The sequence below is a fragment of the Maritimimonas sp. 2210JD6-3 genome, assembly GCF_056591795.1.
In genome coordinates this window covers 1-20,191 of record NZ_JBWQOJ010000013.1, presented here as the reverse complement: position 1 = coordinate 20,191, position 20,191 = coordinate 1, and the positions used below count along the sequence as shown (strand labels likewise).

At 31.9% G+C, this 20,191-nt stretch carries 18 protein-coding genes; 9 read left to right on the top strand and 9 right to left on the bottom strand.

The annotated features are described in order from the left end of the window. Positions 1 to 228: 228 nt before the first annotated feature. The 7 genes from AC1EUY_RS07535 to AC1EUY_RS07505 form a co-directional block, all read right to left on the bottom strand. Entirely contained in the window at positions 229 to 1,950 is a 1,722-nt protein-coding gene (locus AC1EUY_RS07535) for an efflux RND transporter periplasmic adaptor subunit (protein WP_480194905.1), read from the bottom strand. 2 nt (positions 1,951 to 1,952) lie between these two features. Further along, complete coding sequence (locus tag AC1EUY_RS07530; protein ID WP_480194904.1) at positions 1,953 to 2,666, bottom strand: PepSY domain-containing protein; 714 nt, start codon at positions 2,664 to 2,666, stop codon at positions 1,953 to 1,955. 6 nt (positions 2,667 to 2,672) lie between these two features. Beyond that, entirely contained in the window at positions 2,673 to 3,404 is a 732-nt protein-coding gene (locus tag AC1EUY_RS07525) for a heavy-metal-associated domain-containing protein (RefSeq protein WP_480194903.1), read from the bottom strand. A 173-nt stretch (positions 3,405 to 3,577) separates the two neighbouring features. Beyond that, positions 3,578 to 3,883: a heavy metal-binding domain-containing protein gene (locus tag AC1EUY_RS07520; protein ID WP_480194902.1), complete on the bottom strand. Its 306-nt coding sequence runs from the start codon at positions 3,881 to 3,883 to the stop codon at positions 3,578 to 3,580. 12 nt (positions 3,884 to 3,895) lie between these two features. Beyond that, a complete protein-coding gene (locus tag AC1EUY_RS07515; protein ID WP_480194901.1) occupies positions 3,896 to 5,131 on the bottom strand; it encodes a TolC family protein in 1,236 nt (411 codons plus the stop codon). A 2-nt stretch (positions 5,132 to 5,133) separates the two neighbouring features. Beyond that, positions 5,134 to 8,979 (bottom strand): efflux RND transporter permease subunit, encoded by a 3,846-nt coding sequence (locus AC1EUY_RS07510; RefSeq protein ID WP_480194900.1) that lies wholly within the window; start codon positions 8,977 to 8,979, stop codon positions 5,134 to 5,136. A gap of 109 nt (positions 8,980 to 9,088) precedes the next feature. Continuing rightward, positions 9,089 to 9,502, bottom strand: a complete 414-nt coding sequence (locus AC1EUY_RS07505; RefSeq protein ID WP_480194899.1) for an HYC_CC_PP family protein — start codon at positions 9,500 to 9,502, stop codon at positions 9,089 to 9,091. Between the two features lie 873 nt (positions 9,503 to 10,375). Between AC1EUY_RS07505 and AC1EUY_RS07500 the strand changes: the two genes are divergently transcribed. The 9 genes from AC1EUY_RS07500 (at position 10,376) to AC1EUY_RS07460 (ending at position 19,129) form a co-directional block, all read left to right on the top strand. Further along, on the top strand, positions 10,376 to 12,571 hold the full coding sequence (locus AC1EUY_RS07500; RefSeq protein ID WP_480194898.1) for a tetratricopeptide repeat-containing sensor histidine kinase: 2,196 nt from the start codon (positions 10,376 to 10,378) through the stop codon (positions 12,569 to 12,571). Continuing rightward, a complete protein-coding gene (locus AC1EUY_RS07495; RefSeq protein ID WP_480194897.1) occupies positions 12,568 to 13,305 on the top strand; it encodes a LytR/AlgR family response regulator transcription factor in 738 nt (245 codons plus the stop codon). Before AC1EUY_RS07500 ends, AC1EUY_RS07495 begins: the two co-directional genes overlap by 4 nt. Before the next feature lie 131 nt (positions 13,306 to 13,436). Further along, positions 13,437 to 13,661: a hypothetical protein gene (locus tag AC1EUY_RS07490; RefSeq protein ID WP_480194896.1), complete on the top strand. Its 225-nt coding sequence runs from the start codon at positions 13,437 to 13,439 to the stop codon at positions 13,659 to 13,661. Between the two features lie 18 nt (positions 13,662 to 13,679). Further along, positions 13,680 to 14,252 carry a hypothetical protein gene (locus AC1EUY_RS07485; protein WP_480194895.1) on the top strand — a complete coding sequence of 191 codons (573 nt, stop codon included), beginning with the start codon at positions 13,680 to 13,682 and terminating at the stop codon, positions 14,250 to 14,252. A 582-nt stretch (positions 14,253 to 14,834) separates the two neighbouring features. After that, complete coding sequence (locus tag AC1EUY_RS07480; protein WP_480194894.1) at positions 14,835 to 15,734, top strand: hypothetical protein; 900 nt, start codon at positions 14,835 to 14,837, stop codon at positions 15,732 to 15,734. Between the two features lie 4 nt (positions 15,735 to 15,738). Further along, complete coding sequence (locus tag AC1EUY_RS07475) at positions 15,739 to 16,842, top strand: hypothetical protein (protein ID WP_480194893.1); 1,104 nt, start codon at positions 15,739 to 15,741, stop codon at positions 16,840 to 16,842. 209 nt (positions 16,843 to 17,051) lie between these two features. Beyond that, the gene (locus AC1EUY_RS07470; RefSeq protein ID WP_480194892.1) at positions 17,052 to 17,576 is read left to right on the top strand and encodes a hypothetical protein; all 525 of its coding nucleotides are present in this window, start codon (positions 17,052 to 17,054) and stop codon (positions 17,574 to 17,576) included. A 90-nt stretch (positions 17,577 to 17,666) separates the two neighbouring features. Beyond that, entirely contained in the window at positions 17,667 to 18,356 is a 690-nt protein-coding gene (locus AC1EUY_RS07465) for an SH3 domain-containing protein (protein WP_480194891.1), read from the top strand. Positions 18,357 to 18,811: 455 nt separating this feature from the next. Continuing rightward, a complete protein-coding gene (locus AC1EUY_RS07460) occupies positions 18,812 to 19,129 on the top strand; it encodes a hypothetical protein (RefSeq protein WP_480194890.1) in 318 nt (105 codons plus the stop codon). Positions 19,130 to 19,262: 133 nt separating this feature from the next. On the opposite strand, the gene AC1EUY_RS07455 is transcribed toward AC1EUY_RS07460, so the two are convergent. Both AC1EUY_RS07455 and AC1EUY_RS07450 read right to left on the bottom strand, forming a co-directional pair. Beyond that, positions 19,263 to 19,685, bottom strand: coding sequence for a type II toxin-antitoxin system VapC family toxin (locus tag AC1EUY_RS07455; RefSeq protein WP_480194889.1), 423 nt, complete (start codon positions 19,683 to 19,685; stop codon positions 19,263 to 19,265). Next, a complete protein-coding gene (locus AC1EUY_RS07450; protein ID WP_480194888.1) occupies positions 19,682 to 19,930 on the bottom strand; it encodes a DUF6364 family protein in 249 nt (82 codons plus the stop codon). The genes AC1EUY_RS07455 and AC1EUY_RS07450 overlap by 4 nt, the downstream gene beginning before the upstream one ends. Positions 19,931 to 20,191 lie beyond the last annotated feature (261 nt).

Genomic DNA, 20,191 nt, shown 5'->3' with positions numbered 1-20,191 from the left:
TTAGTGCTTTTGGAAGCCTTATAAACACTGAATTTTGTGTTTTTTGGATAGTTCCTCTTTCTCCGCAATCAAGCGCGAGGCTTGAAAAATAGAAAATCACCAAGTTTTACTTGTGTGGTTTTTTTGTTTTTAAAGATATAAGCATTTGCAAAATGCCGTATGAGGGTGTGCAACAATCCCTCTTTCTCCGCAAAAGGAAAACCATAACAAACGCTATGATTTTTTTTATTATTCAATAATGTCTTTCACACTACCGCACTTCAACATAACATCTCCAAAATAAGGATTAAGCACTTGCTCTTCCTTACTTATCCAAAAAGCACCCTTATTATTATCAGCCATTGGGCAAAATTGAACAAATAATTTATCATTAACTTTATCAAAATTTCTAACCATTTCAATGAGTTTATCTGAAATCATTTGAAACAGTTTACGCTGATGTTCCAAACTCACATTTTCATTTATACCTTTAGAAGTTTTATGCAGCATAGACCAGTAATTATGTGTTTGTTCTCTCTGACTTACAGGCATTTCTTCTAATACTTTTCTAAATGATTCACTTTTAGATGCTACTAACGATACATCAGACTGAATTAAAGCATCTTTGAGGTTGATATAAGCGTCAATAACAGGTTGAAATGATTTTTCTACCGTACTATTAAAATCAACTTTTTCGGGCATCATATCCATTGTATGTCCTTCGTGCCCTGACATTGTTTTACCTCCATCTTTATTCATCATCGACTTTTTACCTTGAAGCTGTGCAGAGGCATCCACAGTAAATGTACCATTAGTAACAATCTCGTCTCCATCTTTTAGCCCATCAACAACTTCATATTGTTCTCCAACTTGTTTTCCTAAAACAACTTCTCGCATTTCAAAAACAGGTTCATTAGGATTCGTTTTTAAATACACTACTGAACGCTCACCAGTCCACAATACAGAAGAAGATGGAATGGTTAATGTTTGTTCTGGTTGAGAAATAGCGTTTTCAATCTCACCTTGAACAAACATACCTGTTTTAAACTCTCCTGATTTATTATCTAGCACAACACGAAGAGCAACAGTTCTTGTCTGGGGATTCATCATTGGGTCGATAAAATCAACTTTCTTATTAAACTCCTTATTTGGATAGGCATTTATAGTAACAGTAATATTCTGTCCTTTTTTGAACAGTTCAATCTGATTTTCATACACATCAAATAAAGCCCAAACTGTATTTAAGTTGGTTATCTTTAGCAAAGCCTGGCCTTGTTTTACGTAATCACCTTGTTCTGCTAATTTTTCTGACACCGTCCCTGAAACTGTAGCATAAATCGGGACATTTTGAATTACCTTGCCAGAAGTTTCAATTTGGTCAATCTGGCTATCAGAAATTTTCCAAAGCTTTAGTTTATTGCGAACTGCATTGTACAAAGCTGGTTGTGATTCTTTTAATGAAGAAGCCGTAATTAGTTCTTGTTGAGCAGAAAATAATTCAGGAGAGTAAATGGTTGCCAAAAGCTGTCCTTGACGAACTTCTTCTCCTACAGAACTTATATTTAATCGCTCTATGCGTCCTGAAAAATAACTTGCTTGTACCACATTGGCATCTTCGTTCTCACTTATCTTGCCAGATAGCTTAATGGAATTGCCTTCAAGAGAAGCACTGCCTACTACAGAGGTTTGGATATTTGCTAAAGCCATGGTATTCTTGGTGAGTTTAAACTCGTTAGGGCTTAAACCATCCGCACCAGCTTCGGCAGGGATTAAGTCCATACCACAAATGGGACAATCTCCTGGTTCTGGTTGCATAATTTGTGGGTGCATAGAACACGTCCACATTTGATTTTTAGAAGCCATTTCAGAATGATTATGTTCCATTTCATTGTTAGATGAATTACCAAATAATAGCCAACCCAATAGCAAGCCAGCTACTAATATTCCTGTATAGATTGCATATTTTTTCATCTCTATTTATTTTTTTTTCTTTTTAATAATTTTCTAATTGATGGTGACGATGTGTACCAAAGTAAAAAGCCGCTTAAAACAGTTATAAGTCCTAAAAGAGAAAAGGCTCTTAAAACAATTGTATTGAAGTTATCTCGTCCTTCATAGTCCATGGTGTGCGTCATCCATAGAAAATCAAACCAACGCCAACTGCGATGCCTTACAGTTTGAAACTTTCCATCGCTTATAGACACATAGGCTTTTAAAGCTTCATCAGTTTTATATGAGATAACATAAGCTGGCAATAACTTTTCACGATATTCATGATGTTTCCCAACTTCTGCTATTTGCTCAATAGATTCAACTTCTATTCCTTCTTTCATATGGTTTTTAGCGATATATAATGCTTCATCTTTGGTGATACTATTTTTTTGGCTTCCATCTATAGCATTATATAATTGTTTCTTGTTCACCCAATAATAAGGTGTGTTATCTATATCTCTTAACTCAATAGTATTAACGCCTTCTGAAATATTAAGACTTGAAGGACTCATAAGATTACTAAAGGCTTGGGGCTGATAGTCCAGATTCTTAAAATGGTCTCCGTGTATATCGTCTATGTTTGTCCAACTAAAGTATAAACCACTAATAGTCCAAAATAGAAATTGAATACCTAAAAACAATCCTAAATAACGATGCGTCTTTCTAATTTTTAATGCTGTATGTCTGTTTACCATAGTTGTTTAGTTTACTAACATTAGTATTGCCATAACTATCATAATGGCATTTTCAATAAATGTCGCCTCTGTCATAGGAAGCTTTAAAGCTGTACCTAAACAAGCACATCTTATGAACCTCTTATCTAATAGTGTTTTTGTAACTCCAATAGTTGTAATTCCCAATACAATAAGTGTTATTATCAATGCTATTTTAACTTCAAATCGCATTAGAAACATTAAACCCAATGCTGTTTCAATAAACGGATAAACCCATCCATAGATTGGAACTCGTTTTGCTAAAGGGTCGTACATTCTAAAAGACTCTGGAAAGCCTTTTAAATCTAATAGTTTAAAGAAACTAAAAACGATGTAGAACAAGCCCATGAAATCTAACATTACTTCTCCCCAATTCCAGTTTTTATAATGTAGTAATACACTTGCAATGGCTATATAAAACAGAATTAGAAGCAATGGTTTAAGTTGCTGTAACTTGCTTTTTTCTTCCTCAATTTCAAAACTAGATGCACTTGTAGAAGCAAAAACATTTTTAACTTCCTTTTCGGAAATACTATATTTTGGAGGTAATGCCTTTTGTAGTTCTGCTGTGTCAATATGCCTGCTCATAGAAATGGTTGCTTCACCTTTTTCAAGGTTAACTTCAACATCTTCTACTTCTTGCAACTCAATTAAATTTTTCTCTATGGTTGCCTTACAGTTACCACAGGTCATTCCAGATATTTTATATGTATGTTTCATCTGTTCGTTTTATTGTTTTAGAGTTCAGAAGGTAATTCGCAAAAGCATCTTTTCAGCTAAATCTGAATTAATTACTATGTTAATTTTATGACTGTACATCTTATTCAATCTTATATTAATTAAATCTATTTTAAGGCAGTACTAAAAGCTTAATACTGCCTTATTTCTATAGCCTAATGTGTATGCCCGTCTTTTTTGTGGTCTTCATTTTTTACGTAATCCATTCCACATTTTGGGCATTCACCTTCAGTATCGCTACCACTACCTTCACAATGCATTGGGCATACATAAGCAGATGCGTACTCTTTCTTCTGTGCTTGTTCGGTTTTAGTAATTGTTTCTTCCTTTTTATCTCCTTTACAAGACACTGTTGTAAGCATTAAGCTTAAAACCATGATTCCTAAAATTGTCTTAACTGTTTTACTCATGACATTTACATTTTTGTTTTTTAATTCGTGATTTTTCTTCGAAAAGTTCATTTTAATTGTATTTTAATTTGTTAAATAATTGATGATAGTTCTCTGCAAATAATAATTCTTAATTGATTCTATCTGATTCATTTGAAATTTTAGCTGCAATTCCTGAACATCTAAAACATCATTAAAATTAATAGTTCCAGTCTCATAGCTTTTCACCAAAATGGTTTCTGCATCTTTTGCCTGTTTCAAATTTTTAGTTTGTGTATCATAACTTATTCTTGCCGAATTACTACTTCTAATCGCTCTATCGAGCAAGGTTTCCAATGTATTTAATCGACTTTCTTTTTGCGCTAAAATCTCCTGTTGTTTTAGTTCGTTTTGTTTCGATTTGGACTTATACTTGTTATTGAAAATTGGAATAGAAACATTTACCATAGGCATGACGATATCCTTACCATTGTCGCTAAAATCCATATTTGGGCGTTCTGAAACGGCTATATAATCCAAGCCAAAACCTAACATTGGATTACTTTCTTTTTGATTTAACAATTCAGATTGTTCTATAGAAGTATAAAGCTTATCGTATTTTAATAATTCAGGATGCAAAGCCAGATTATCCGAATTAATTAATTCACCTTCTAAAGGCATCATTAATCCTTTGTCAATAATGACTTCTGTACTTTTATCTCTATTAAGTAGTTTATTAACTATTGTTAGTTCAGCTAAATAATCTTGTTCTAGAACTTGCTTTAACTGCTCTAATTCATTTTGACGCATTTGCAATCGTAAAACATCTACTGCTGACGCCTTACCAACTTCAACTGAGGTTAAAGCTAATTCTTCATAAGTTTTCAGCAGTTCGATATTCTCTTCTAGAATTTCCTGTTTTTCCTTGATAGCATATAGATTGTAGTATGATTGTGAAACAGAAGCTACCAGTTTTCTTTTTACTATGGTGATGTCTTCATAAATGGCATCTGCTAACGCATTAATATAATTCTCTCTTGCGGTTATAGCTCCAAACGAAGGCAGCATTTGTTTTCCTGAAATCTTGAATTTTTGAGCACCCGTTCTGGTTTCTGGCTCACTAACAAAATAGCCAACACCAAATTGCGTATTTGGTAATGTATTTGCTTCGTTTACTTTTTCTTTTGCCACCTGATACTTCAATTCAAAAGTTTGGATTTCAGGATTGTTAGCTAATGCTTCATCTATTAAAATGTCTAATTGTTGAGAGTTTCCTTTTAGAAACAAGAAGCAGGAAACAAGAAACAAGACTAACTTTATGTTCAATTCTAAATTTTTCATTTTTAATTCTTCATTTTTAATTCTTCCCTCCAACTATATAAAACGGGTACTACAAAGAGTGTGATCAATGCGATTAACATACCGCCAAAACTTGGAATTGCCATAGGAATCATAATATCGCTTCCTCGTCCTGTAGATGTGAGTACTGGTAATAATGCTAATATGGTGGTTGCTGTTGTCATTAAACACGGTCTGATTCGTTTTTCTCCTGCTTCAACTATGGATGCTCTAATTTCCTTTTTATTTTCTGGTGTGTTTCTATCAAAAGTTTGCGTTAAATAGGTTGCCATTACTACACCATCGTCGGTTGCTATTCCGAAGAGTGCTATAAATCCAACCCAAACTGCAACACTTAAATTAATGGGATGCATCTGGAATACTTCTCGCATATTTTCGCCAAAGAAATTGAAGTTTAAAAACCAATCTTGACCATACAACCAAATCATTATAAAGCCACCTGCAAAAGCTACTGCTATGCCTGTAAACACCATTAATGAGGTTGCCACAGAACGGAATTGGAAATACAGTATTAAAAAGATAATTGCCAAGGCTAATGGCACAACAACAGATAGCGTTTTTTCGGCTCGCAACTGATTTTCATACGTTCCTGTGAATGCATAGTTAATACCTTTTGGAACTATCAATGCGCCAGAATCTATCTTTTCTTGAATCAATGCTTGTGCATTTTCAACAACGCTTACTTCGGCAAAACTAGCTTGTTTGTCAAACAAGACATATCCTACTAAAAAGGTGTCTTCACTTTTTATGACTTGTGGACCTTGTTCGTAACGAATAGTTGCCAATTCGCTTAATGGAACAGGACTACCTGTTGAAACTGGCACATAAATCTGTTGTAAGTCTGTTGGATTTGCTCGTAATTCTCTTGGGTATCGCACACGAACACCATAGCGCTCACGACCTTCAACCGTTTGTGTTAAAACCATACCACCAACTGCGACTTTTAATACATCTTGAACATCTTGTATCGAAATGCCATAACGTGCAATTTTCTCTCTATCAATATCAATTAACAAATAGGGTTTACCAACGATACGGTCTGCAAAAACAGCTTCTTTTTTAACACCTTCAGCTTGTTTGAGTATATCTTCCAATTGGACACCAAAGGCTTCAATTTGCTTTAAGTCTTGACCTTTTACCTTAATTCCCATAGGTGCTCGCATTCCTGTTTGAAGCATTACCAATCGGGTTTCAATAGGTTGTAGCTTTGGTGCTGACGTAACACCTGGCAATTTTGTAACTCTTACAATTTCATTCCAAATATCGTCTGGGGATTTTATTTCTGGTCTCCAATTACGATAATATTCACCATCCTCATCTTCGATTAGTTGAGACCTTTTAACTGTGCTATAAGCAACATTTTCAGAATTATTAGGATTAGAAATAAAACGACCATCTTTTAATTCAAACAAACCATCCTCATTTACTTTGTAGCGTTGTCTTTCTCCATCTGCATTCAGCATATATTCTGGTTTGTACTGAATGATGTTTTCATACATTGATAGTGGTGCTGGGTCTAACGCTGATTCCGTTCTTCCTGCTTTACCCACAACTGTTTCAATTTCTGGAATACTAACTACTGCCATATCCAATTGCTGTAAAACTCTTTTATTTTCTTCGACACCAGAATGAGGCATTGAGGTAGGCATTAGTAGAAATGAGCCTTCATTTAAGGAAGGCATAAACTCTTTGCCTGTATTCTTCATAATGAAAAACCCTGCAATTACAATAGCTGTTGGTACAGATAGAAACAATAATTTATTATCTAAACACCATCTTAAAATACGTGTGTAGTATTTGATGAATAGTGAAAAAACACCTAATAAACCAAAGCATATAACACTTACAAAAATGAGATTCCAAAAGATACTTTTATCAACACCTAATGGTCTCCAATATTCGGCTAACAGGAATACGATTGCTGATGCTGAAATAATGATATTGATAAGATTAATTGTAAGTGAAAAGTGAAAAGTGAAGAGTGAAAAGTGAAAAGCGTCTTGTTTATAATATAGAAATATTAATGCAACGAACGAAAATGCTATCAATGTTAATCCTAACCAATAACCGTAAAATATCGCTACAATACCTAATGCTATTAAAACACCATTTAAAATAGTTTTAAAAGTGTTTTTAATGCTTTTCTTTCTAAATAAAAATGCTGCAAATGGCGGTATTAAAAATAAAGCGACAATAATAGATGCTGTTAAAGCGAACGTTTTTGTAAATGCCAATGGTCTAAATAGCTTACCTTCGGCACCAATCATTGTAAATACAGGAATGAAGCTAATAATGGTGGTCATTACAGCGGTTACAATAGCGCCTGAAACTTCTGCTGTGGCGTTATAAACGATTTGATTTATGGATAATCTGTCTTTTTGAATGGCGGAAAGACTTTTGTTATGAGATTCCTCGTCGCTCGTGCCTCGCTCCGTCGGAATTACATTTTCATTTTCACCTTCTAACTTTTCATTGTTCACTTTTAACTTTTCACTTTCGTCCAAATGCCTTATAATGTTTTCTGAAAGTATAACTCCAACATCGACCATGGTTCCAATAGCAATTGCAATACCAGATAAAGCGACAATATTGGCATCAACTCCAAAGAACTTCATAGCTATAAAAACCATTAAAACCGCAACAGGCAATAATCCAGAAATTAATACTGAAGCTCGAAGATTGAATACCATAATGATAATAACCAAAATGGTAATTAATATCTCTAATGTTAAGGCTTCATTGAGTGTGCCTAACGTTTCTTGAATCAATTCTGTTCTATCGTAAAATGGTACTATGGTTATTTGTGAAGTTCTACCGTCTGCTAATACTTTTGAAGGTAAGCCTGCACTTAATTCATTAATTTTTTCTTTTACATTATTGATAACTTCCATTGGGTTTGCGCCATATCGCGCTACTACAACAGCACCAACAACTTCTGCACCTTCTTTATCCAACATGCCGCGTCGTGTTGCAGGACCTAACGATACGTTACCAATGTCTTTAATTCGTATTGCTGTATAATCTTCGGAAGTAACTACCGCATTTTCGATGTCCGAAATGGATTTTACATAACCTAAACCACGTACCAAATATTCTGCATTATTAATTTCAATAGTTTGTGCACCAATGTCTTTATTACTTTCCTTAACTGCTTTTACAACGTGATGTAATCCAATATTATATTGACGCATTAATTCAGGATTAACATCTACTTGATATTCCTGAACGTAACCACCAATAGATGCTACTTCAGAAACACCACTTGCAGAGGATAGTGCATACTTTACATAGTAATCTTGAATACTTCGTAACTCTTGTAAATTCCAACCACCTGTTACGTTTCCGTTTTCATCACGTCCTTCAAGCGTGTACCAAAATATTTGTCCCAATCCTGTTGCATCTGGTCCCAAAGCAGGATTAACACCATCAGGTAGTAAGCCATTTGGTAAGGAATTGAGTTTTTCGAGAATACGACTTCTACTCCAGTAAAATTCTATGTCTTCTTCAAAAATGATATAGATACTTGAAAAGCCGAACATAGACGAACTACGAATGGTTTTTACTCCAGGAATACCTAGCAAGGATGTGGTTAATGGATAGGTAATTTGGTCTTCAATATCTTGTGGTGAACGACCATCCCATTTCGTAAATACAATTTGTTGGTTTTCTCCAATATCAGGTATAGCATCTACTGCTACAGGATTGCTTGGCAAAAATCCAGTATCCCAATTAAAAGGTGCATTTACCGTTCCCCATCCTACGAAAAGGATGAGTAGTAGTACTGCTACGAGTTTGTTTTCTATTAGAAATTTGATGCTTTTATTTAGCATTGGCTTTGATTGTTAAACAGTTAGACATTGGTGTTATGACAACACCGAATACAAAGAATTATCCTTATGGGCTAAAGCCATAGGATAACACAGTCTATTTGTTTAAAAATCAAATTAAATAGGTCTCGTCAATCTTGTAGAGTTGCCTAATGACGAGTGGCGGTTTATATTCTTCAAAGGAAGATACGTTTTTATCAAAACCTTCAAAAAGGTTAATATAGCTATAAACAAAGGAAGCTATGAATACTTGTTGTTCAAATGAAATTTTGTCAACTTGCAGTTGTAGTTCGTCTTGACCATCGACTACCAATTGTTCATCATTACAACAATTTTTCTTTGTGATAGAACATCCTTCAGTAGATGGTTTCTCCATTTCCATACCGCAACCTTTGGTTTTATGAAAAATAGCTGTTTCCACTAAAGTATCTCCACAATAATGCATGTTCAAAGTAAATGACATTGTAGAGAGTAGTACTACAAAAGCCATAGAGATGGATAATATTTTGTGAATAACACTTTTCATTAATGCAAAATTATTAAATATTTAAGCATTTAGGTGCTTTTTAACGTATTATTTGTGCTATTATTAGTATTTAACTATAGTATTCCTACTCAAATACTTGACTCCTGAACCCAGAATAAAGCATTCGAACCCTCGAAGTTTTTTATTTTAAATGTTAAATTTTAAAATAAATCAAAAAAAATTGAGTGACTTCTGCGTTCTAAAATTTAGAGTATCAGTTTTAGTCAAAAATAATGAAATCATGTTTTTTGAGGTTTAAAATACTGGATTTCAAGGTGTTAAAAATTAGGCGCATAATTAGGCGCATAAATTGAAAATATTTTATCGTAATATTCTGTAAATCAACAATTAAGAAGTTAGTGGATAGTTCCTCTTTCTCCGCAAGATAAATGCTTCATCGTATGATGAGGCGTTTTTTTTCGACACATTGCAACTCTTTTTATAAGTATAAACAACTAAATAAGACTTTGCTATTACAAAAAAATATTTTGCATGACTAGCTCTCTTTTATTACGATTAGGAGTAAAGTGAATAATCCTTAGAATTTTATCAACATTTCACATTTACGAATAACAAATACAAAAGCTCGTTCTGCATATATTGCTTAAGGCTTTACAAATAAAAATTTGCTATAGCTAGATATGTTTTATGTAGTTACTTTAGTTATTTAAGAAGCTAAATATTTGCGTAGCTCGAACAAGTTGTTTCGTATTCGCTCTTATTTTTATTTTGAATTTTAGGAAAATAGTATTAAAATATAGGTATCGAGCAAATAACATCAACAGATTTAAGTACTTTTCGAAAATTATTATTATACTAGATAAATCTTAACTATTATACTGTTATTTGACTTAAGATATTCCTGTTTTAAATATGAAAATCATAAATATTCTTATTATTTACTTATGCTGTTTTTCGTTTTTCTCGACGACTGTTTTTGCACAAAATAAGATTCTAGATAGTTTAGAAATTAAATTACAAAATCATAAAGAAAGCGATTCGACAAAGGTGAATATATTAAACACCCTAGCAAGTTTATCTTACCGTCAAGATAGAGAATTAGCATTGAAATACATTCAAGATTCTGAAAAAATCGCAGATGCAATAGGTTTTAAGAAAGGAAAGGCTAAAAGTTTATTTCTAAAAGGAAAGACACTTTATTCCCAATACAATTATGAACAAGCAATAACACAATACAATAAAGCACTATTACTCTATGAAATGATAGATAATAGAATAGGTGTTGCAGAATGCTATGAGGCAATGGGATTAGCGGCACATTATAAAAGTGATTTTCAAGAATCTATTTCGTTTTACAAAAAATCTATTGCAATAAGTGAGAAATTAGGGAGCTTTAAAAAAACTGCAACTTCATTAAAGTTTATTGGGTACAATTATACAGATATGGGCAACTATGATGAGGCTTCTATCTACTATAAAAAGGCATTAGATCTAAATATTACTTATGGTAATAAACCAGAAACTTCAACTTGTTATATGAGTATTGGTAGTCTATATTTAGAAAAGGCAAACTATCCTGTTGCACTAGAATATTACAATAAGTCTTTAAAAATTGCTGAAGAAATAAATGACACTATCCGAATCTCGATGTTGTTAAACAACATAGGTATAGTACATAAAAATTATGGAAATACAGATAAAGCTATTGAAAATTATAAAAGAGCATATGTACTACAAAAGAAGATTGGCAATAAAAGAAATATGTCAAGTGCATTAAGTAATATAGGGAGTGTTTACATAAAAAAGCTGGACTATACTAATGCTTTAAAAAATTATAATGAAGCGTTAAGCATATCTAAAGAGATAAATGATAAAAAACATAGTCAATCACTATTAATTAAAATAGGACGTGTTTACGCAGAACTTAATGATAACACCAAAGCACTTCAAAATTTTATAAAGGCTAAAAAGATTGCTATTGATATAGGAGATCAACTTGAATTATCTAATGCATATTATAGAATAGCCATTTCAAACTTTTATAAAAAGAATTATAACGAAGCCTTAATTAATGCTCTAGAATCAGAAAAAATTTCTGAAAAATTAGGATCCTTATATTTTCAAAAAGATGTGAATGGACTTCTGGCCGATATTTATTCGAAGACCGGTCAGTATAAAAAAGCATTTAAAAGACATCAAAAATTTAAGGTTTTAAATGACAGTCTTTTTAATAAAGAAAATATCACAAAGATTGCACAATTAGAAGCCGATTATAAATACAAGCAAAAATTAGACTCTGCGAGTATTAGAGAGTTAAAACTCACTAAAACAGTAACTGCAACCAATATAGATTTAGAAAAATCGAAACGTAATTATTTATTAGCAATTATTGGATTTTTATTAGTCTCTATTCTTTCAGGAGGAATGATATTCTATTTAAAGTTCAGAAATATTAAATCTAAAACACAAAACATAATTATTGAACAAAAGTTATTGCGTTCTCAAATGACTCCGCATTTTATCTTTAATTCTTTATCTGTATTACAAGGAATGATTTTAAACAAAGAGGAAAAAACTTCTGTTTTATATTTATCTAAATTCTCAAAGTTATTACGAACTATTTTAGAAAATTCAAGACATAAAACTGTAGCGCTTTCAGAAGAACTGTCAGCAATAGATAGCTATATGGCGCTCCAAAATTTAGATGTTGACCCTCCATATGAGTATAATCTTACGGTAGATTCTAGAATTGACGAAACTACTTTGAAAATTCCTCCAATGTTGATTCAACCTTTTATAGAAAATGCTATCGAGCATGCATTTCCCAATAAAAAGAATCATAAAGAAATTAATTTAACATTAACTTTTAAAGATAAAAAACTAGTTTGCACGATTGAAGATAATGGTATTGGCATTGACCTTGACAAACAAAAAACTAAAAAAGAAAAACAATCATTAGCTAGTACAATTACTTCAGAACGAATTGCGATGCTATCTAAAGAATTTAAAACTGAAGGCTCTGTTACTATAAAAAATAGGGCATCATTTAATAAAAATGGAACATTGATTACTTTAGTGATTCCCTATAAAATCGAATCTGTTAAATGAACGCACTCATTGTAGAAGACAAAGCCCATATTAGAAAAGCATTATTGCATTTGTTGGCCTCAATTGATACGAGGGTGAACGTAATAGGTGAATGTGAATCTGTAGAACAAGCTGTTGTAGTTGCAAACGCCTGTAAGCCAGAATTAATCTTTTTAGATATTAACCTTACAGATGGTAACGCTTTTAACTTTTTAGATCAAACAGAAAATCTCGCTTTTAAAATCATTTTTATTACTGCTTACGAAGAATATGCCCTAAAAGCTTTAAAAATTGGTGCCGTTGATTATCTTTTAAAACCTGTTGATGTAGATGAGCTTCAAGAGGCGCTGAATAAAGTTCAGAATCTAACTATTGCAGAACAACAAAAGCAAATCAAGACCGTAAAAGAGGTCTGGAATAACGAAGATTCTAACCTCATATTATCGTTTCATGATAGCTTTCAGGTTATAGATTTAAATGAATTACTCTTCTGCGAATCAGATAAAGGCTATACAACATTTTATTGTAGCGATGGTAAAAAATATATGGTCTCTAAAACCTTAAAAGAGTTTGAAGAGCGATTAACTGCTACTAATTTTGTTCGTTCACATCAATCGTTTATAGTTAACTTAAAATTTATCGATAAATACGAAAAAGCGGGCATTATTTATTTGAAAAATGGTAAAAAAATCCCCGTATCTTCTCGAAAAAAAGAACATTTTGTAACAACTTTTTTAAATTGGAATAAAAACTAAAGTTTTATGGTTTACGCATATTCTTTCAAGTATCACGGTTATTAATTCTTACCTTATATAAATAGTTTCTCTATTTTTTTCTACACAAGTTCCTTATACATTTATGATTCAAAAAATAAATAAATCATAGTATGGAACAAATCAAATCAAAATTAGGTAAGGGAGGATTATTACTAGCTGCCATGGGTATTATCTCTATGGTACTCTCAATTTTTAATTACAATATCAGGTTACTTTCTTGGGTAGATACCTGGGGCAATGGCATGGCATGGGTTATCAGAATTTTACTAATCGTTGGTGGAGGCGCCCTGTTTTTTCTCTTTGGAAGAGATGAAGAGGAAGAAGAAGAACTATAAAAACAATAAATAGAATACATGAAAACATTAAAAAGTATAACACTCGTAGTAATGGCAATACTAACACTCATCTCTTGCGGAGGAGGGATGGGTAAACAACCAGCAACTGCCAAAGGCTTTACAGCTATAGAAAAAGAAATAAAAAGCAAATTTGGTGATGATGCCTACTACACAGATTTAAGCATAACTTATAATAAGGATATTGGAAATATAATTAACCTCACTGTTACTGATGCGCCAGAAACTTTAAAAATGGGTACTTATGTTTTTAACGAGCGCACTTCTTGGAAACAAAATTCAGATGTGACATTAGAAGTTCCTCAAGGTACAAAAGCAGCAGATTTTATGTTTCAATTAAATGATAAAATTAGCTTAACCAAATTAGGGGAGTTGGTTGAAAAATCTAAAAAACAATTAACTGCGGAGAAAAATATTGAAAATCCAACCTTATACACTGCGCTAATAAAATACCCCAAAAATGGTGATATCTCTAAAATGGAGTACTCTATTAGCCTAAAACCTGAAAACGGTGGAACAACGTTTCATTTTTACTACACATTAAATGGTGACCTTGTTAAAATGGACTATTAAACATATGTAAGTTGCTGTTAGAAAATTAAGTTTATCACTTTCTGCTGCCTAACTTACCATATACTAAACGTTATTTTCCATAAAAAAACTAAAGAGCATGTACAATACTTGCTCTTTTGGAATTGATTTTGATGGTAATTTTTATGATTAGATTAATAAAAAGGAGCTACATTTATAGGAAACGAATGTGAATGGAACAAAAAAGTAAATGATAATAGAAACAATCTTATACCAGTTCTGATGCTAAATTACACAGTAGAAAATGATGAGTTTTTGCGTTAGATAAAAAAGAAAAATTAGTCATAGCCATAGCTACGGGTTATTTTTATTTTGAAATATAAGGTGAAAAGGCGCATTTTAATTGAGTCATTTAGAATTAGAAATGGTATTAAATGTAAAATAATATTAAGTTTAGATTTAAGGCTATTAATGTTCAGCTACACATTATAGATTTTAAAAAAATGGTTTTCAACAAACCCAAAAGCCGTATGCAAGGGAATTCTGTGCTAGACCAAAAAAAATTAGTTTGCAAAAAAAATGAAACATTTTATAATAATCATCATAATCTTCAGTTCAATATGTATGCAGAGCCAAACGTATGAAGGAGTAATTGGGAAGCATCAAATATTTTTAGAATTAGATGGAGATTATAACGATAATCGGTCAAGTGCCTTTTATTTTTACAAATCTCAATTAAAAAATATTCCTTTAGATGTAAAATCTAATGCTACAGAGTTACTTCTTTATCAGAAATTTTTCGATACAGAGGAGCAAAAAGAAGTATTTATCCTATCTGTAAATAAAGATAAAATCACTGGTACTTGGCAAAAGAATGGGCTTACATTAAATGTAGATTTAACCAAGACAACAAAAAATCTCGAAGACTATAAATTAAGCAAATTGGTGTATGTTAAAGACAGCATAACATCCTATGAAAAAAAAGAGTTGGTTTGGTTTACAGAAAAGTATTCAAAACAATCATTCTTCAGGGTTGGCAATGGATTTAAAAAATCTGAATGCAAATTTATGAATGCTAAATTAGAAAAAATACATGCTTACTATGCTCTAACACAATTAGATTGTATTGGGCTAGAACTAAAAATGGAATTAGAACTCTTATCAAATCAATACTTTAGTTTCACTACGTATCCATACATAAATTGTGGAGATGCACATCCTAGTTACAACACAATAGGCTATAATTTTGATTTCAAAAATAAGAAGCAATTAGATAAAATAACTGCTCTGTATCCGAATTTAAACCTATTTCAATTACTTAAAAAAAAGTATGCCAACGATAATACCGATAGGTATTCTGAATGCGAATATTTTACACAAGGAGAATGGATTTGGGAACATGCTTCTTGGGTAATGACTAAAGATGGAATAACTTTTACTCCATCATATCCGTATGCGATGAAAGTATGTGAAGAAGAATTTTTAGTAACCTATAAAGAGTTAGAACAATATAATAGAGACTAAAATTATGAAATATAGCGTTATTCTTTTTGTCGTTTTAATATTAACTATTTGTTCTTGTAAAAACAAGGAAATTAAAAATAATTCTATAAACACCTATAATACTTCTTCACAGCACGAAATTAATATTCAGAACTTACAAAAGAGTTTTATAGCAAAAGATGAACAAGAATTTTTAAATCAGTTTCCGAAAAGTTTTAATCAGTTTTGCAAGTATTTTGGTTGGGATTCTGTTAACGATGCACCTCAAGAGCTGTACGAAGTATCTAATGATTATATACGTTACTGGTTTAAGTTACTAGAAAATGAAGCTTACAAAAGTCATGAAAGTAACGTCATGGCAATTTGTAAAGATGGACACTGGGAGGCAGATGCCATAAGTTACTTTCAAGACGCATCTATAAAATATATTAAGAAAAAAAAGAAGTATTACTTAATCAATACTTTAAAAGACAGCGAAGCTAAATCTATTTTGTTTTTTTTGTTTGATGGACCACATCCACAATTTGATGCAGATTTCGCTTCTCATTTAAACACTGCAAAAAAAGTGGTGCTAGACGATTTGTTTAAAACAAGTTTTTTTGATACTAATGAAAATCCAGACCCACCAGAAGAAAAAGATATTTCGGTATCGTATAAGCTTTCAGATTTTGAAGGTTTCGAGCATTATTTTATAAAGGACATCGACATTAATAGCGACGGCATTTTAGATAAAGTTGTGAGTGCAGACCCTTATCAAGGAGGTGAACTTTTGTTGTTTTTAAAAGAAGGAGACAACTTTAAGTTTGTTTTAAAAACAATTAATTTTTCACAAGATGGTGGCAATCAAATTATAGATATCAAAGAACATACAGATGGCTTTGTGGTTGTAACGGCTTTTCTAGATGGCGGTTTTTTTGAAGCTCATTATTATATTTCGTTAATAAACAACCAATGGATTTTAACCAATACCATTTATAAAACCAAATCTAGCAATCAAGAAGATGCGTTTATTTATATATGCGATGTTAAACAAAACATAGATATTAGTGATGCAGTTAGTTTGAGAACACTCAAATCAATACCAGACGAGTCAGAAAGAGATAAAAAATGTTTAAAAGAGAGGTGGTAATACTTTAATATTAATATCATTTATAGATAATTTAAAATAGAAATAAAAAAGGTATATATCTTAATTTTATCAATACTTGTTTTTGCTCTAAAATTTATGGGCAAGATTTATAAGCAGAATAGAAAAACTAGAATTTTTGATATTACTAAAATCCATTAGAGAAACAAATGAAACTATTACATCTAACCTTCTGTATAATTATATGTCAAATGTCATTTTCTCAAGTAATTAAAGACTTGGATAAAGATGGTGTTAAAGACAGTATTTCGTATGACCAACATCAAGGCATACTAATTTGTAAACTTTCAACCAATAAATTCAAACCCATCAGCAGTCAGCCTAATTTAAGTCAGGAACTAAATTCAGGTGTAAAAGAAACAAAAAGTGGTTTTGAATTTTTTGTAAACCACATGAGGGCAGGCTATGCCGTACAATTTAGATACGAAGCAAAAGATAAAAAAATTAGGCTCATAGGCATGTCTCGATACGAGTTTGGGTCGGCAAACAATGATGGTAGCGGACAATCGAGTGTTAATCTATTAACCAACAGCTATATAGGTGAATGGAATTATTATGATTTGAAGAAAGAGACACTCGTAAAATTGCCTACCATAACATCAAAAATGTATTTTCCGAAAAGATATCTTGAAAATTACAATGGGAGCTATAAATCTCAATATGAAGAAAAATGCAGTGCATTATATCATCAACAGAAAATGAAAATCAAGAATTAGACAGATGAAACATTCATAACTAATTGATAATTAAACTATAAACTGTATGAGGACAAAATGAAAAAAATCCAATATTAACACGAAATTAAAATGAAAAAAACACTTTTTGTAATACTCTTTATAATTGCTTCTATCACTATGCATTCTCAAGAGTTTAAATCGGGACTCATAATGCCCAATAAAAATTTTAATGTATGCTGTGTTTATATACCAACCGCTGGCCTTACAATTTACAACAAACCAAACGGCAATGCTCAAGGCGAAATTTGTTTAAAAAACCCTGATGGTAGTAATGAATTTTACACAGCTTATGTTAAAACAAATGGTGTTGAAAAAGAATTAGAGGACAATACCCTTGAAATGGTTGGGTACGAAGAAATGGCCTTGATATTTGTAAACTTAAAAAATGAATTTATAAAGCTACCTAACGGATACTGGATTAGCATAAAAGAATTAAAATCTAAAGATTTAATGCTAACCTCATGGATGGATTATGCAATTGAGAAAAAAACGGAATGGTATGCCAATAAACCAGGACTAAATTTAAGAACAGGCCCATCAATTAAGCACGAAAAAATAACAACGCTAAAAGGAGACTTATTTGGTATTACTCTTACAGATGAAAGAAAAGGAAAATGGTGTAAAGTTGATGTTATACACTATAGAAAACATCCTTGTTCTGGAGAAGGTAATCTAGTAATAAAAAGACTATCAGGATGGATTAAACTATTATCTGAAGAAGAAACACTTAATGTATGGAATAATCCTAAAGGATGTTAAAACTATACATAGCAAAGATTATAGCCAGTAAAAACAACATACCAAAACCAATGTGAATCCTAATTAATAATAGCGTAAAGAATAACAACACATAATAACTCTGTTTTTTTTAAAAATGTTGGGATAAAAAATGAACTGCCTCAAGGCAGAGCCATAGAGGTTTCATAATCAATAAACTAGACCTTTTGTCTTGACTCTTGGTTCTAGCCTCTTTGGTTCCCTTGTAGGGCGTGAACAACTTGATGTTACACCCGAGGCAGAGCCTCGGGGAATTCTATCGATTAAAGAGGGTATTTGAGTTCTAGCTATACTATCACTCCCGAAAAAAATAATAATAGTAAACGACCTCGGGGCAAGCCCACGAGGCATTCGAAAAGGAAAAAACCTTAGCGTGTCGAGGCAAGCCTCGGAGCATTCAAATCTCGATTATCGAGTAAAAGAAAAATCATAACAGTATGACGATAGCTGAATTCGAAAATAGAGCTCAATATCAGAATGGGTATGATAGACAATTTAATAATTGGAAAATAATTGATATTCACCAAATACCAGTTGATTTTGATAGAAATCACGAAATTGATTTCTACTGTTGCGATGGAGAGAAAGTTTATTTGCTTAGACTTAGAAATAGGAAAACAGAATTTTATGAGAGGATTGATATTAAAGAAAATCAATCCATCACATATTTGATTGCTGAATTTCCAGTAAAAAGACTAGATAATCAAACTATAGAAACAGTATTAAGTAAATTCAATTTAAATAGAACGAGCTAAAAATGAAAGAATTTACAATTGGAATTCATTTCTAAAGGGGCGGGTTTGTAAGTACACACCAAACTGAAAATCTGCAAGGATTTTCAGAAGTAAGCGAGTACAAGCAATTACTTATGGTAATTGTTGGGTTTAGTTATTTCTTATTCAGAGATTTTAAAAATTCGTCTGCTGTCATCACAGGTAATAATGATTTTTTAAAGTCCTTTCCATTTCTAGTTATTATTATTTCACATTCTGATTCTGTCGCACTAAAATATTGCAAAGCATCCTCAAAATCCTTTATAGAAGAATTAAGTCCCTTTTCAATCGTTTGTTCATCCAGAGAGCATATTTCGCAGATTATCTTAAATTTTCTTAGTTTTTCCCTCGCAACTTTTCCATTCTCAAATTTTGAAATAAAATAGTTTACCGTTGCAAATGAAATAGGTGAAACCACCATTGTCAGTTTTTCTTTTTCAGCTAAGGTTGCAATTTTCGCAATCGGTTCATAAAATGGTTTTCGCTCTCCTAGAAAGTCCAGCATTACATTTGTGTCTATAAAAATCCTTTTGCTCATTTATATTTCTCAATTAAATAATCAGAATATTCTTTTTTATAGTCCAAATCAGCTGGAATTTCAGTTCCTGTTGAGATACTTTTTACAAAAGGCGAAATCTCAAATTCAGAGGTGTCATTTTCAGAAGTTAAAGATTGTAAATAGGCTTCAACAATTCGAGATAAACTCATTTTTTTATTAGAAGCGTACTCCTTCGCTTTTTCAATAACCCTTTGATTAAGCTTTAAAGTTAATTTTGTGTCCATAATAAATTAGTTATACGTACAAATATAATAAAATAATCCGTACTATTGAAATGAATAATGACTTTTAATGTGAGGTTTAAGGTGGTCCAGACGGTTTTACATATGTAAAACAGCAGGATTACTACATTTGCCCCAATAGAAGTATTGTACCGTTTAAGAAGGTATTTAACGACTACCGTAGCGGCACGAAGAAGAAAGAATACCGTATTTCAAGTAAAGTTTGTAGCCAATGTAAGTTAGCTCTTAACTGTCTTGGTAAAA